Annotated in this window: 15 protein-coding genes; 5 read left to right on the plus strand and 10 right to left on the minus strand. The window is 59.9% G+C overall.

Translation table 11 applies throughout. The features are described from left to right. Positions 1 to 22 precede the first annotated feature (22 nt). On the plus strand, positions 23 to 535 hold the full coding sequence (gene mug, locus ACIONG_RS05010) for a G/U mismatch-specific DNA glycosylase (protein ID WP_401297133.1): 513 nt from the start codon (positions 23 to 25) through the stop codon (positions 533 to 535). On the opposite strand, the gene ACIONG_RS05015 is transcribed toward mug, so the two are convergent. From ACIONG_RS05015 to ACIONG_RS05030, 4 genes are all read right to left on the minus strand, one after another. After that, positions 532 to 1026, minus strand: a complete 495-nt coding sequence (locus tag ACIONG_RS05015; RefSeq protein ID WP_401297135.1) for a PaaI family thioesterase — start codon at positions 1024 to 1026, stop codon at positions 532 to 534. The two genes, mug and ACIONG_RS05015, sit on opposite strands and share 4 nt — an antisense overlap. Positions 1027 to 1034: 8 nt before the next feature. Then, positions 1035 to 2192 (minus strand): GGDEF domain-containing protein, encoded by a 1158-nt coding sequence (locus ACIONG_RS05020; protein WP_212809113.1) that lies wholly within the window; start codon positions 2190 to 2192, stop codon positions 1035 to 1037. Positions 2193 to 2299: 107 nt separating this feature from the next. Beyond that, positions 2300 to 3328 (minus strand): NAD(P)-dependent alcohol dehydrogenase, encoded by a 1029-nt coding sequence (locus ACIONG_RS05025; protein WP_401297137.1) that lies wholly within the window; start codon positions 3326 to 3328, stop codon positions 2300 to 2302. A 55-nt stretch (positions 3329 to 3383) separates the two neighbouring features. Further along, a complete protein-coding gene (locus ACIONG_RS05030) occupies positions 3384 to 3632 on the minus strand; it encodes a hypothetical protein (RefSeq protein ID WP_103302467.1) in 249 nt (82 codons plus the stop codon). 169 nt (positions 3633 to 3801) lie between these two features. On the opposite strand from ACIONG_RS05030, the gene ACIONG_RS05035 reads away from it, so the two are divergent. Continuing rightward, positions 3802 to 4440, plus strand: a complete 639-nt coding sequence (locus tag ACIONG_RS05035) for an ATPase (protein ID WP_401297139.1) — start codon at positions 3802 to 3804, stop codon at positions 4438 to 4440. Positions 4441 to 4527: 87 nt separating this feature from the next. Further along, positions 4528 to 4869: a hypothetical protein gene (locus ACIONG_RS05040; protein WP_103302310.1), complete on the plus strand. Its 342-nt coding sequence runs from the start codon at positions 4528 to 4530 to the stop codon at positions 4867 to 4869. A gap of 115 nt (positions 4870 to 4984) precedes the next feature. Here ACIONG_RS05040 and ACIONG_RS05045 read toward each other — a convergent pair whose 3' ends face one another. Then, the gene (locus ACIONG_RS05045) at positions 4985 to 5983 is read right to left on the minus strand and encodes a zinc-dependent alcohol dehydrogenase family protein (protein ID WP_401297141.1); all 999 of its coding nucleotides are present in this window, start codon (positions 5981 to 5983) and stop codon (positions 4985 to 4987) included. 260 nt (positions 5984 to 6243) lie between these two features. Between ACIONG_RS05045 and ACIONG_RS05050 the strand changes: the two genes are divergently transcribed. Further along, complete coding sequence (locus tag ACIONG_RS05050; protein WP_212809111.1) at positions 6244 to 6885, plus strand: LysE family translocator; 642 nt, start codon at positions 6244 to 6246, stop codon at positions 6883 to 6885. A 15-nt stretch (positions 6886 to 6900) separates the two neighbouring features. On the opposite strand, the gene ACIONG_RS05055 is transcribed toward ACIONG_RS05050, so the two are convergent. From ACIONG_RS05055 to yghU, 3 genes are all read right to left on the minus strand, one after another. Next, positions 6901 to 8094, minus strand: a complete 1194-nt coding sequence (locus ACIONG_RS05055; RefSeq protein WP_401297144.1) for an ATP-binding protein — start codon at positions 8092 to 8094, stop codon at positions 6901 to 6903. A gap of 138 nt (positions 8095 to 8232) precedes the next feature. Next, on the minus strand, positions 8233 to 10413 hold the full coding sequence (locus ACIONG_RS05060; RefSeq protein ID WP_212809109.1) for a TonB-dependent siderophore receptor: 2181 nt from the start codon (positions 10411 to 10413) through the stop codon (positions 8233 to 8235). A 289-nt stretch (positions 10414 to 10702) separates the two neighbouring features. Next, a complete protein-coding gene (yghU, locus tag ACIONG_RS05065) occupies positions 10703 to 11542 on the minus strand; it encodes a glutathione-dependent disulfide-bond oxidoreductase (RefSeq protein WP_401297146.1) in 840 nt (279 codons plus the stop codon). Between the two features lie 254 nt (positions 11543 to 11796). On the opposite strand from yghU, the gene ACIONG_RS05070 reads away from it, so the two are divergent. Further along, positions 11797 to 12123 (plus strand): hypothetical protein, encoded by a 327-nt coding sequence (locus ACIONG_RS05070; protein ID WP_401297148.1) that lies wholly within the window; start codon positions 11797 to 11799, stop codon positions 12121 to 12123. 17 nt (positions 12124 to 12140) lie between these two features. Here ACIONG_RS05070 and ACIONG_RS05075 read toward each other — a convergent pair whose 3' ends face one another. Beyond that, positions 12141 to 13184: an alpha/beta hydrolase family protein gene (locus tag ACIONG_RS05075; protein ID WP_401297150.1), complete on the minus strand. Its 1044-nt coding sequence runs from the start codon at positions 13182 to 13184 to the stop codon at positions 12141 to 12143. Between the two features lie 48 nt (positions 13185 to 13232). Then, on the minus strand, positions 13233 to 13487 hold the full coding sequence (locus tag ACIONG_RS05080; protein ID WP_401297152.1) for a hypothetical protein: 255 nt from the start codon (positions 13485 to 13487) through the stop codon (positions 13233 to 13235). Between the last annotated feature and the right edge of the window lie 81 nt (positions 13488 to 13568).

Genomic DNA, 13568 nt, shown 5'->3' on the forward strand with positions numbered 1-13568 from the left:
AAAATAGCAAAAAAGGAACGGTATGGCAGGTGAAGGGCTTGTGGACATTCTTGTGAATGATCTTTCGGTGATCTTTTGCGGCATCAATCCCGGCCTGCTGGCCGCCGCACAGGGACATCACTTCGCCGGCCGTGGCAACCGGTTCTGGCGCACGCTGCATCTGGCCGGGTTCACGCCTGAGGAATTACGTCCGGAACACGACCGCAGAATTCTGGACTATCACTGCGGATTGACCGCTGTCGTGGATCGCCCGACGGCGCGAGCGGATCAGCTGTCCCTGGATGAATTCAATGCCGCTGCCGCCAACTTCGAGCTAAAGATCAGGCGTTACGCCCCCGGGTTTGTCGCGTTTCTGGGCAAAGCGGCGTTTGCCGCGTTGTCCGGTCAGCGTGAGGTGCAGTGGGGGCGTCAGGACAGCACCTTTGGTGGGGCAGCGGTGTGGGTATTGCCCAATCCGAGCGGGCGCAATCTGGCGTTCACGCAGGAGCAATTGGTGACGGCGTATCGAGCACTTCGTCTGGCCGTCAGGCCTTAGCGTCCCTGCGCCGACGCTGCCAACTGCGCGGTGTCGACCCGCACAAACACCGAGTCGCCCACCGCTGTCAGCACGTCCCCTGCAAACACCTCGCAGATCACCCGGGTCTTGCGCCCGACTTCACCTTCGACTTTCGCCTTCAGGGTCAGCGCTACGCCCATCGGCGTCGGTTTGATGAACTTGATGCCAAGGTTGCCGGTGACGCAGTCGATGCGCGGCAGGGTCCCAGGATCACGGTTTTCTGCGCGGTAGTGATAAGCCATTGCGGTCCAGTTGGAGTGGCAATCGACCAGCATCGCGATCAGCCCGCCGTAAACCAGTTCCGGCCAGCCGCAGTATTGCGCCTCAGGCAGATGTTCCGCGACAACGTGGATGCCGTCTTCGTGCCAGCGGCTTTTCATGTGCAGGCCGTGCGGATTGCGACCGCCGCAGCCATAGCAAACGCCCTCAGGCGCGGCGCTGTCTTGCAGTGAGGTGTCGAAGCTGGACATGGGGATGGTCATCCTGGAGTGGTGCGCCCGGTCAGGCGAATGCGGTTGCGCCCGCCGCGTTTGGATTCGTAGAGCGCGGCATCGCCTTGTTCGATCAGTGCGGCGAGACTGGCGGGCGGTGTGTCGAAAATCGTGGCACCGATGCTCAACGTTACAGCGTCAGGCGTCGGGAATGTCTGTGAAGAGGTTGTCAGGAATTGCTCGCGCAAGGCGTCGCCGAGTTCAACTATGCGTTCATTGGAGGCGTGGGCCAACAGGATCACGAACTCGTCGCCGCCCAGACGCGCCGTCAGCGCTTCACGGGGCAGAAGCGCGCGGATCAACTCGCTTAAGGCGATCAGCAAGCGGTCGCCGGCGGTGTGGCCGTACTGGTCGTTGACCAGTTTGAAATTGTCGATATCGATCAGCAACAGCGCGCCGGGACGTTGCGGCGAGGTGTCCTGCAACAAGCGCGGTGCGCGCATTTCGAGGGCGCGGCGGTTGTACAGGGCCGTCAGCGGATCGCGGGCCGCGAGGCGGGCGATCTCTTTTTCGCGGCGGTAGCGTTCGGTGCCGGTCATCGACAGCGCAATCAGCATGATCGCCATGGTGCCTTCGACCAGCGAGATCTGAATGATCTCGCCACGAAACGCCGCCAGATCGATGAGCGTGCCGGGAATCATCACGGTCAGCGCTTTGAGAACATAGAAAATCCCGTGGGCCAGCAAGACGTAGCGCAGTTGCACCGCACCGACGCTTAGCGACTTGCCGTGGGGGCGCAGCAGAAAACTCGCCTTGAGTGTCGACAGCGCCACCAGCAGCGAGTTGGCCGCCAGCATCACCTTCGACCACAGCGGTCCTTCCGGCAACACCAGCATGACCAGCCAAATGACAAAGATCAGCGACCAGCCGCGAGACAGGCGTGTCTGGGTGAAGCGTGCAACACCCAGCAGAAACAGAAAGTGGGCGGTCACCAACAGGCCGTTGGCGAACCAGATGCCGATCAACACAAAGCCACTGCTGCGCAGCAGGGCAAGGGTTGAACCCACGGTAATCGTGGCGAAACCAGCGCTCCAGAACAGTAGCGAGGGCTCACGAATACTCCGCCACTCGATCGCCAGATACAGCGCCGCGGCGGCGGCGAGGGCGATCGAGATAGTCAACATCGTAGGAGGGTCGAGCGGCATTTCTGGCAGAGCCTGTCTGATTGGCAGTTAGACGGGCGATTGTAAGCGTTCGGGGCTGTTTTGGCAGGAGGGGCGGCGCGTCCGGCAATGGCCGACGCGCCGTTGTTTTATTGACTGGCGTCCAGCACCACGCGGTAGCGCGCCTTGCCGCTACGCAGATGCTCGACCGCCTCGTTGACTTTGCTCATGGGAAACATCTCGACTTGCGGCAGGATCTGGTGCCGTGCACAGAATTCCAGCATGGTCGCCATGGTGCCCGGCGAGCCTACCGGCGAGGCGGAGAGCGACTTTTGCTGCGGAATCAGATCGAACACATGCACCGGGATGGCGCTGGGCACAATGCCGACAAAGTGCAACCGGCCATTGCCGCGCAGGGTGGCCAGCATGGCCGGCCAGTCAAGGTCGGCGTTGGCGCTGATCAGCAGGAAGTCCAGGGTGCCGGCAATCGCCTTCAACGCTTTGCTGTCGGTTGAGGCGACGACGTTATGCGCGCCAAGACGTTTGGCTTCGTCCTGCTTGTTCAGCGATGAGGTGAATGCGCTGACTTCGCAGCCCCAGGCATTGAGAAAGCGCAGCGCCAGATGACCGAGGCCACCGATGCCGACCACGCCGACCCGGTCGGTGGGTTTGACGCCGAATTGCAGCAGCGGGTTGAACACCGTCGAGCCTGCACAGAACAGTGGCCCGACCAGCGCCGGATCAAGCTTTTCGGGTACCGGAATCGCCCATGCCCAGTGCGCGCGCAAACGGTCGGCGAACCCGCCGTTGCTGCCGATGATGGTCGGTTGCGCAGTGCCGCACAGTTGTTGTGAGCCAGAGATACAGGACGAGCAGTGCATGCAACTGCCCTTGTACCAACCGATCCCGACCCGCTGACCCAGTTCGAGACCGCGCACCTGTGGCCCCATTCGCACGATCTTGCCCACCACTTCGTGGCCCGGGACGAACGGATAGCGGCTGATGCCCCAGTCATTGTCGATCAGTGACTGGTCGGAGTGGCAGACACCGCAATATTCCACAGCGACTTCGACATCTTCTTCGCCCAAAGCACCGGGGTCATAGCTGTAACGCTCCAGTGGCGCGCCGGCAGCGGTCGCGGCCCAGCCGTTGAACGTTGTGGGTTCGGTGTTGCTCATGGGACACCTCCGGGTGAACAGACAGGGACATTGGCAGCCCGGAAAGTCTAGTCGGTCATTCGTCCGGCGCGAGCCACGTATCGACGACCCGTCGATCCAGCTCCTCCCAGTACGCCATACCCAATACCCGCGTGGTGTTGAGCCCGCGCAAGTAACCGCGCAACTCATGGGCGGTGTCCCGAATGAGTTGCGGGTCGGCGTCGTTTCTGTTGAGCAATACACTTTCGTACTGGACCAGGTATTCAGCCACCCGCTCGCGAAAATCGGGCAGAACAGCATCTCGGATCAGGTCAAACGTTCTCAAGGAGGGTTCCTCATTCATGTTTTTCTAGTTGTGTTTGAGTGTGTATCAGTCTGCACGTCGCGCAACTATCGCTAGAAGTAATAGTGACCATCACGAAACGCAAGTTCTGCTTTCGCGGCAATGGGCGGAAAATCGCCTCCATCGAAATGCAGCTCAAGGAATTTGCGCGATGAACATTCTGACTCGACTGGCGCTGGCCGCACTGCTGATGGGCGCTGCCGCTGCACCGACCTACGCAGACGATGCCCGGTCGTGTCATTTTCAAACCATCACGGGCAGCAGTGCCACGTTGCAGCACTCGCAGACCGTCGGTGTGTTGTACAGCGAAAACACCCTGGACAACCTGCAATACCTTGAGCGTTACCACGACATGGCGGTCAACGGCGCGAAAGATGCGCTCGACTCGCGGATTCGCGAAGCCTTCGTCGAAAGCTCCGATCCGGGATTGGCCATCGACTGGCTGGTGAGTTCGCTGCAGCAACAGTTCTTGTCCGTGACCGTTTACGACAGCCTTGATGCGTTGATTCAGGCCCATCCGGATGTGGTGGTGAAGCTCGACACCTTCAATCGCCTGTTGACCCAACGCAACAGCCTGGTTGAAGCGCGTTTCACTGCACGTTTCTACGATGCCGACCTGCAATACATCGGCAAGGCCGAAGGGGCGGTGGAAAAACAGCTGCCATCGGTCTGGGTCCACAACCAGGCAGCGCCGCAAATCGCTGCGCAGATCGAGAAACAACGGGACTTGCAACTCAACGCACTGAAGCAGTTCGACAACTCACTCAAAGCGTTGGTGTCCGCAAGCTGAACACCTAAAACATAAATGGCAGCGGCGGCGCCGTGAAGCTGGACCGTTGCCGGTTGAACCGAACCTTTATTTTTCAGGATTACACCGATGCGTCCTTTATTCGTGCCTGCCATGACAGTTGCTTCTTTGTTGCTTGCCGGTTGCGCCTCCGCGCCTAACGACCCGACCCTGACCTTGCAGACCCGCAAGACGCCGGCTCAGTACGCCGATTGCGTGGTGCCGAAGTTGCAGGGCAGCGCACTGAACCCGACTGTGTCGCAGACCCAGCGCAGCTACCGTATCGTCGTTCCGAGCAAGGTGGCGGCGGACAACGTGCTGGAAGCCTACAAGGCCGGCAGCGGCGGCAAGGTGTTTCTCTACGAGCGTCACCTGTTGGCCTCGAACTTCCTGCCGTCGAGTTTTGAACGGGCGGCTCAGGACTGCATCTGATTTCACCCGTTCACCGTATCTGACAGAGCTCCTTTGGTTGGCCGCAACCAACCAATTTTTTGCCCCGTGCCTTCATTCGGTCGCGGGGCTTTTTTTTGCCTGCATTCGTTGAGGTTCAGACGATATCGATCACCACCTTGCCGACGCCCGTGCCTTGCTCCACCGCATCATGGGCCTGACGCGCCTCACTCAGGGTAAAACGCTGCGAATGCAGCAATGGCTTGACCTTGCCTTCCTCGATCAATCGCGTGGCATAACCGAGAATCTCGGCGTGGTGCTTGCGTCCGGTACCGGTAAGCATCGGCAGCAACACAAAAATCCCCGACAGCGTCGCACTGCGCAGCGAGCCGGTGGCCAGGTTGTGGGTGCCGAACGCCGCGCAACTGGTGACGTGGCCATACAGGCGAATCGCAGCAAAAGCGTCATCGAGGCTCTTGCCGCCGACTGTGTCATAGATCACATCGAAACCTTTGCCGGCGGTGTACTGATTCACGTATTGCTCGACCGGCACGTCGCGGTAGTCGATGGCTGTGGCGCCGTAGCCTTCGACAATCGAACGCTTGCCCGGCGAGACCGTGGCGAACACCTCGGCGCCGAGTGCCTTGGCAATCTGCACCGCCATGTGACCGACACCGCCGGCACCGCCATGCACCAGCACTTTCTGCCCGGCCTGGACATGGGCGCGATCCACCAGTCCTTCCCAGGCCGTCAGGAACACCAGCGGGATCGCTGCCGCTTCGCGAAAGTCCAGATTCTTGGGTTTGCGCGACACCAGATCGGCATCCACAGCGATGTATTCGGCGAGTGAGCCGGGCAAGCCGCGCACGCCTCCGACCATCCCGTAAACCTCATCACCCACGGCCAGATGCTGGATGTCGGCGCCTACGGCTTCGATGACACCCGCCATGTCCGTGCCGAGAATCGCCGGCAGTTCCGGCATGGCGTACGGCGCATTGCCGGAACGAATCTTGTAGTCGATCGGGTTCACACCGCTGGCGACGACACGCACCAGCACTTCATGGGCTTGCGGGTGCGGGCGGCTGATCTGCGCTTCACGAAAGGCGTTATTGGCGTAGTCATCCAGGATCAACGCACGAATAGTCGGTTGGCTCATTACACGCCTCGCTGTCATTTTTAAGGAGAGGGCAATGGTGGTAGCTGAGCGGAGGTTTGTCGACCCCCCGAAGGTAGACGCGGCCTGTAGGCAGATTCTGCGGGTTCGAAACGATCACGCGTGTCCATGCGGATAGCGCTCTCCTCGGCAGGCAATCGTGGCACAGAGGAAGTCATAGCCGTTGATAAGCAAGCAGCCGGGCCTGACAGCGCGCCCGGCTCCTGTAATATGCAGTCCACCACTTACCACGAGCATTGAAAATGGATTCTCACTCGATTCTGGCGTTTACCCTGGTCGCTGCGATCGCCATCGCCAGCCCCGGCCCCGCCACGCTGATGGCGATCAATAACAGTCTGGCCCACGGGCAACGCAGCACGATCTGGTCGTCACTGGGCAATGCCAGTGGTCTGTTTTGCCTGTCAGCCGCGGCCATGCTCGGCTTGGGCGCTGTATTGGCGAGTTCCGAGTGGCTGTTCAATGCAGTGAAGATCATCGGTGCCGGCTACCTGTTCTACCTCGGGGTCAAGCAGTTGTTCAAAAAGGGCCCGATGCTCCCGGACGCTCTCGAGGGCGACGCGAACAAGCCGCGCCCGACTCGCGGCAAGCTCTACAAATCAGCCTTTCTGACCGCCGTAACCAATCCCAAGGCAACGATGTTTTTCACCGCGCTGTTCCCGCAGTTCATTGATCAGGGCGCGGCGTTGCTGCCGCAATTTCTGATCCTTACCGCGATCTTCATGGCGTTATCGGTGTCGTCGTTGAGCGTCTATGCCGCGATCGCATCGCGGGCCAAAGGCGTATTGACCCGGCCCGCGCTGTCGCGCTGGGTCAGTCGAGTCGTGGGGACGACCTTTATCGGCTTTGGCGCGGCCATCCTGACGATGCGCCGGCAGACGGCGTAAGGGCGGGGCGGGGGATCAGACCCATTTGAACTGTGCCGGGAACCGCGCCACAAATCGCGTTCCCGATTCAACGTCCGAGGTCACGCTCAACGTGCCGTTGTGTGCCGCCGCAATCTGCGAGGCGATGTAAAGCCCCAGGCCCAGGCCTTCACAGCGCTGACCGGCTTCTGACCGGGAAAAAGGCTCGAACAGCAGCGGCATCAATTGCGCTGGGATCGGCGTGCCCTGGTTGGTCAACGAAATGACAATCTCATCGTTCTCGGCGTAGGCCTTGAGGACGATCGGCGCATCGGTTGAACCATGGGTGACCGCGTTGCCCAGCAGGTTGGACAGCAACTGGCTGATGCGCAACGCGTCGCAGTAAACCCCCGCCGGTAAATCCAGTGCATGGGTGATGATTGCCTGTGGATGGCTCACCTTGATTTCTTCAAGGGTCAGCAGCAGCGTGCGCAGCAAGTCGTCCACCAGTTTGCGCTGCACCGGAATCCCGCCACCGAGCCGGCCCCGGGCAAAGTCGAGGATGTTTTCGATCAGCACCCCCATGCGCACCGAGCTGTTGCGGATCGCCGCAATGAAATTCAGCGAGCGTTTGTCTTCGGTCTTGCTTTCCAGCAGGTCGGCGCTCATGCGAATGGCGCTCAGCGGTGTGCGCAGGTCATGGCCAAGTACCGCGATAAACTGCTCGCGCAGCCGGCCCAGCTCATTGGCGCTATCCAACTCTGTTTTGGTGGCCAGCAGACGACTTTGCGTGTCGAGGCTCATGGCAATCAGTTGGGCGAACAGCGTCAGCGTCTTGGCAATGGCCGGTTCGTCCAGATTGGCCGGTACGGAATCGATCGCACAGAGCGTGCCGAAAAAATCGCCGTTGGCTTTGACGATGGGAATGGATATGTAGCTCTCCAGCCCATAGGTTCTCGGCGTGTGATGTTGCGAAAACAGTGGATGCAGGCTGGCATGGCCGAAGATCACGGGTTGTTTGTGTTGGCGGATTTCGTGACAGATGGTCGATTCGAGTACCAGTTCGCCACCGGGTTTGAGCCCGAAATCAATGGAATCGTCGACCGCGCAGGCCACCCAGTTCCTTTCGGTGACCCGAGCCACAGCGGCGAAGCGCATGCCGGTGAGGTGCTTGACCATGCTCAGGATCACGGGCACCGCATCAATGCTGCGGATGGCTTCAATGTCTGGTGTGAACTCTGGGTTGGTCATGGGGGCGCTTCGCGATGATGTCGGGCAGAGACTATCGCTTCTTGTCGCCTATTGCTAATGGGCCAGGTGCAGGAACGCTAAGGGCGCCGCGGATTTTCCGGGGCGCCCTTGGCCAGTGTCGTCGCCGGCGTGCGCGACTCAGAACTTGTATTTGGCGGTCAGCATGTAACTGCGCGGATTGCCGTAGTTGTCGTTGGAACCCCACGTGATGTTGCTGCCGATGGCGGAATAGTAGACGCGGTCAAAGATATTGTTCGCGTTGACTTGCAGGTCGAGGTGCTTGGTGAGTTCGTATCCGGCCATCAGGTCGGTGGTCGCGTAGCCGCCTTGTTCGAGTCGATAGTTGCCGCCATTGGCAAGCGCGACGTCGTTGTACATGCGGCTTTGCCAGTAGACGTTGCCACCGACGCGGAGTTTTTGTAGCGGGCCCTGGAAGCGGTACACCGTCGAGACCTTGAACAGGTGCTCGGGTGTGTCGGTTTTGAATTTCTGATTATTGTTGGCCGGGTTTTCATCCTTGATGTAGTGCGCGCGGGTGTAGGTGTAGCCAGCGCCCAGCTGCCAGTTTTCGGTCAGCGCGCCTTGCAGTTCCATGTCGATGCCTTGGCTGCGCACTTTGCCTGAGCCGTTGTAGCAGGTCATGACCGGGCAACCGAACTGATTTTCCGCCAGGGTTGCGCGGTTGGTCTGGTCCATCTGGAATACGGCCAGACTGGCGTTGAGGGCGCCGTTGAAATATTCGCCCTTGATGCCGACTTCGTAGTTTTCACCGACGATCGGGTCCAGCACTTTGCCGGAAAGATCCTTCGAGGTTTGCGGGGTGAAGATGTCGGTGTAGCTGGCGTAGACGGAATGATGCTCGTCCAGCTTGTAGATCAGGCCGGCATAACGGGTCAGGTTGCGGGTGACTTTGTAGTCGCCGTCGCCGGTGCGGTCATCGTAGTCATACCAGTCCAGGCGACTGCCGAGGATCAGCGTCAGCGGATCGGCCAGGCTCAAACGGGTGGTCAGGTAAACGGCGTCCTGAGTGGCAACGCTGCGCGTTTTGCCGTCACGCACGAAGTCCGGCTTTGGCGCACCGATCGGCCAGGCCGTGGTGTACGGATCGTACTCCTTGGAGGTCGCATCGTAGACGCGATGGCTGGAGCCGACGACCAGTTCGTGGGTGCGGCCGAAGGCTTCGAACGGGCCGCTGGCAAAACCGTCGAAAGCGTTTTGCTTGTCGGTGTTGTGCGATTGGTAAGCGGTGGTTTCCAGCGGGCCGTTGTAGCGCGACAGGTAAGTGCCGGAGAACTCGCCGTTGAGCGTCGAGGAAGAACCGGCGACGTGCAGCTTCCAGTCGTTGTCGAAGCGATGCTCGACTTCGCCGAAGACCGTGTCGATCTGCAGTTTCTTGTTTTCCCAGTCGGTGCCGGGGTAAGTGGAGCGGGGCAGATCAAGGTGGTGGCCGTTGGTGCCGATCGGCAACCCGCCCCAGAAATAGTTGGTCTGTTCATTTTGCCGGGAGAAACCCAGGGTCGCGGTGGTGCTTTCGCTCAGGTCGGCTTCACCGATGGCGTAGAACAGGCCGTGATCGTTTTGTTCCTTGTCGCGGAAACTGTCGGCGCCCTGATAGGAGCCCACCACACGGCCACGCAACGTACCGCTGTCGTTCAAAGGGCCGGAAGCGTCGATCTCGCCGCGATAATCATCCCAACTGCCAGCCGCGCCGGTGAGCGTCACCTGGGGCGTGGCCGTCGGGCGTTTACGCACCATGTTGATTGCGGCTGACGGGTTGCCGGCACCCGTGACCAGGCCGGTGGCGCCGCGAACGATTTCAACCCGGTCGAACATCGCCAGGTTCGGTTGCACCGCCATCGAATACGGTTGATAGGAGCTGGGCAGGCCGTCGTACATGATGTTGTCGATGTCGAACCCGCGCGCGCTGTAAGCCTGTCGGCCCGGACCGCTGGACTGGTTGAGGAACAAGCCCGGCGTGCCGCGCACCACGTCGTTGATGCTGGTCATGCCCTGATCGTCCATGCGTTGACGGGTGATGACGGTGACGGCTTGCGGCGTCTCGCGCATGGTCAGCGACAGCTTGGTCGCGGTCTGCATGGGGCCAGTCGTGTAAGACTGCGAACCCTCGGTGGTGCTGCTCATCTGGGTAGCACCGATCTCGGTCGCACCGAGTTCCAGCGTGGCGGGAGGGGCAGCATTTTCCGGCGATGGCGGTGGAGCTTCATCAGCTGAAACGGATGAGAGGCTGACCATGCCAATGGCGAGTGCCAGCAGGTTGGGTGAGAGGTTCGAACGGCGGTGGCGGGTGTGAAACGACATCAATCTGCTTCCCCAAAAATTACCAAAACGAATCTGATGCACATGCATGTAAGAAGTATTCGCATTAGCATGTCAGATTGATTCGGTTGAAGAAAGGTACTGACTTCAATTGGATAACAAATTTTTCACATTTGCGGCGTAGGGAAACGATCACCGCCGCGGCACAAATCAACGGCACTGGTGGTAATCAGTAGATCCAGGAGAGGGTGCAGAAGGGCCAGGTTGCGCGACCGCGCCCGATCAACATGAAGTTTGATTGGGTGCGGTCAGAGGGAGGGGAACGCTTGGATCAGCTCAGGTCTTCAGCGTCATGGCGCTCAGGCACCTGGCTCACTTCATCGCCCCACGTGCGGTTGACGCGCTGCCCACGGATGACCGCCGGGCGCTGGGCGATTGCCTCTGCCCAGCGCTGCACATGGGTGTACTCATCGGCTGCGAGAAACTCCGCCGCCGAATAAACATTGTTGCGCACCAACTGCCCGTACCAGGGCCAGACCGCGATATCGGCGATGCTGTAGTGCTCGCCGGCCAGGTAGGGGCTTTCGGCCAGACGTCGATCCAGCACATCCAGTTGGCGCTTGGCTTCCATGGTGAAGCGATTGATCGGGTATTCCATTTTCTCCGGCGCATAGGCATAGAAATGCCCGAACCCGCCGCCCAGGTAAGGCGCAGCACCCATCTGCCAGAACAACCAGTTGAGGGTTTCGGTGCGTCCTGCCGGATCCTTGGGCAGGAATGCGCCGAACTTCTCCGCGAGATACAGCAGGATCGAGCCTGACTCGAACACCCGAATCGGCGGCTCGACGCTGCGGTCCAGCAGTGCAGGGATTTTCGAGTTCGGATTGATCTCGACGAAACCGCTGGAGAATTGATCGCCTTCACCAATGCGGATCAGCCAAGCGTCGTACTCGGCGGCGCTGTGCCCCAGCGCCAGCAGCTCTTCGAGCAGGATAGTGACCTTCACCCCGTTGGGCGTGGCCAGCGAATAGAGCTGCAACGGATGCTTGCCGACCGGCAGCGTTTTCTCGTGGGTCGGCCCGGCAATCGGGCGGTTGATACTGGCGAACTGACCACCGGACGGCGCTTCATTTTTCCAGACCTTGGGCGGAACGTAGGGCGCTTTGCTCATGAAACGGACCTCATCGTGACTGGCTGAGAACAGATGAACACCGTAGGGAAAAATACCGATGGATGCCAGTCCGATTTATCGTTACATCACGATATGCACAGGAGTCGAGCCTTTTCTGGTCACGGGAAAATAAACCAGAGACCCGATAATTTCTTTTTTCATCAGGCGGTTACAATCGCCGCTTTTTCACCCTCAAGGATGCTGGCGCTGTCGATTGGAGCGCCGGGCGATTGGATTTACGGATAAAACCCGCAATGCGAAGTCAACTTCCCCTCAAAGCCATTTCCTGCCTGACCGCCCTGATACTGATGCTGACCGGCTGTGTCGGAGCGTCGGTTTCAACGCTGGGCCCGCTGCCGCACTCTGAGCAGCAAACCGTCGCTGCCGAGACCCCGCGAGAATGGTGCGGGATTACGCTTTGGGCGGTCGTGCCCATCCCGTTGAAGTTGCCGGTGTGCAAGCTGCAGAGCGGCCAGCACATGTCCAATCCTCTTTATGCGTGTGGGCCGTTCATGTATTGGGGGCCGATTCTGTATGGCTATAAGGGAAATGCCCTGTGTGGCGTGTTCCCTTATTGGTGATCAACACCTGACCGATTTCAACCCGCAGCAGAGCGCGCCAGAAACTCGTTGATCAGCAAAATCGTCTGTTGCTGGATTTTCGTGCGCGCGCGTCCGCCATCGCCATCGGTGCAGATGATGCCGTCGCCGGGTGCGTCTTCTTCGAGCATTGCCATCGCGCCAGGCTTGCATGGCGACATGAAACTGAAGTGGCTGGCGTCGCTGATCTCGACGTATTGGCTCGATGTTTTTGGCAATCGCTTGACCAGATCGGCGGACTCAAGCTGAGGGGGAAGGTCTTGCGACGGCACACCGGCTGCGATGACCAGTACCGGAACAGGCAGTGCCGCAAGGCTGGCATCGGTGAAACCACGTGACAGACCGAGGTCCAGTGAAACCACGGCAGAGACGCGTTTGTCGCGCAAGTCGGCGGCCAGTCGTGTCTTCGAATCCGCTCTGCTGGCGGGATTCATCTGCTGATAAACAGAGCAACTGGCCAATTGCGAATGGACTTTGCAGTCTTCGCCGAAACGCTCGGTGTCGAAACGCGCGCCGGCGATTTCCAGGCTGGTCCAGCCGCCGAGAGAGTGGCCCACGACGGCAATGCGCGGTTTCGCGACCGTACCGAACTTTTTCGGCTGAGCCGTCACCGCATCGATGGCTCTACTGACATCCGCAGGACGCAGCCATAACTGTGCCGCCGCCTGAGGGCTGCGGTCATGCGTGGTGCTGCCGGGATGATTGACCGCCGCGACGATATAACCCTGGTGCGCGAGCGCGCTGGCCAGCCATGCCTGGTTGCTCCAATTGCCGCGGTAACCATGTGAGAGCACTACCAACGGGTGTTCACCGGCAGCAGGTGGCGTATTTTTCGCGACCATTACACCGACAAACACCGGGTTGTCGGCGACCAGTTCCGGCGCGGCAGTGGTTGCACCTGCCGGGTACCAGACGACCATCTCTAACGGACGCTCATTGCTCGCGTCCGCCAGGGTCGAGAGCTGAAAACCGATAGGATTCCCGTCAGCGAATACGTGGGTGGTCAGGCAGAAAAGAAGCAGGGCGCCGAAAGCATGTTTCATTGTTTTTATCTTCCGTGATGAGCCTCGATTGGCGAGGTGGACTTTGCCTTAATCGGCGCGCTTCAGCGAGTCAGAATTGAAAATCAGATTGGCGATTTCGCTGGCGTCCGGTTCTTGCTGCCATTCGCCAGAAGCGTTGGCAGTTTCGCGCACAATCCATTGCTGCGAGCCGGTCCAGGACAGCTCGATGCAGGGTCCCGTCAGCTCTGCGTTGTCGATCAGCAAACCGACTTCATCCGCTGGGCCGGGACACATGCCGCCAACCGAAAAAGGTACACGCGCACGTATCAGGTCTTTGAGCATGCCCAGCAGTTCGTCGTGAGAGCAAAAGGGGACGTGACGGGCCCCGGAAACACCGCCAGCAAAAACCAGATGGCCTGCCGC

Origin of the sequence: Pseudomonas sp. NPDC087817 (assembly GCF_044742875.1) — a bacterium.
Lineage (GTDB): Bacteria > Pseudomonadota > Gammaproteobacteria > Pseudomonadales > Pseudomonadaceae > Aquipseudomonas.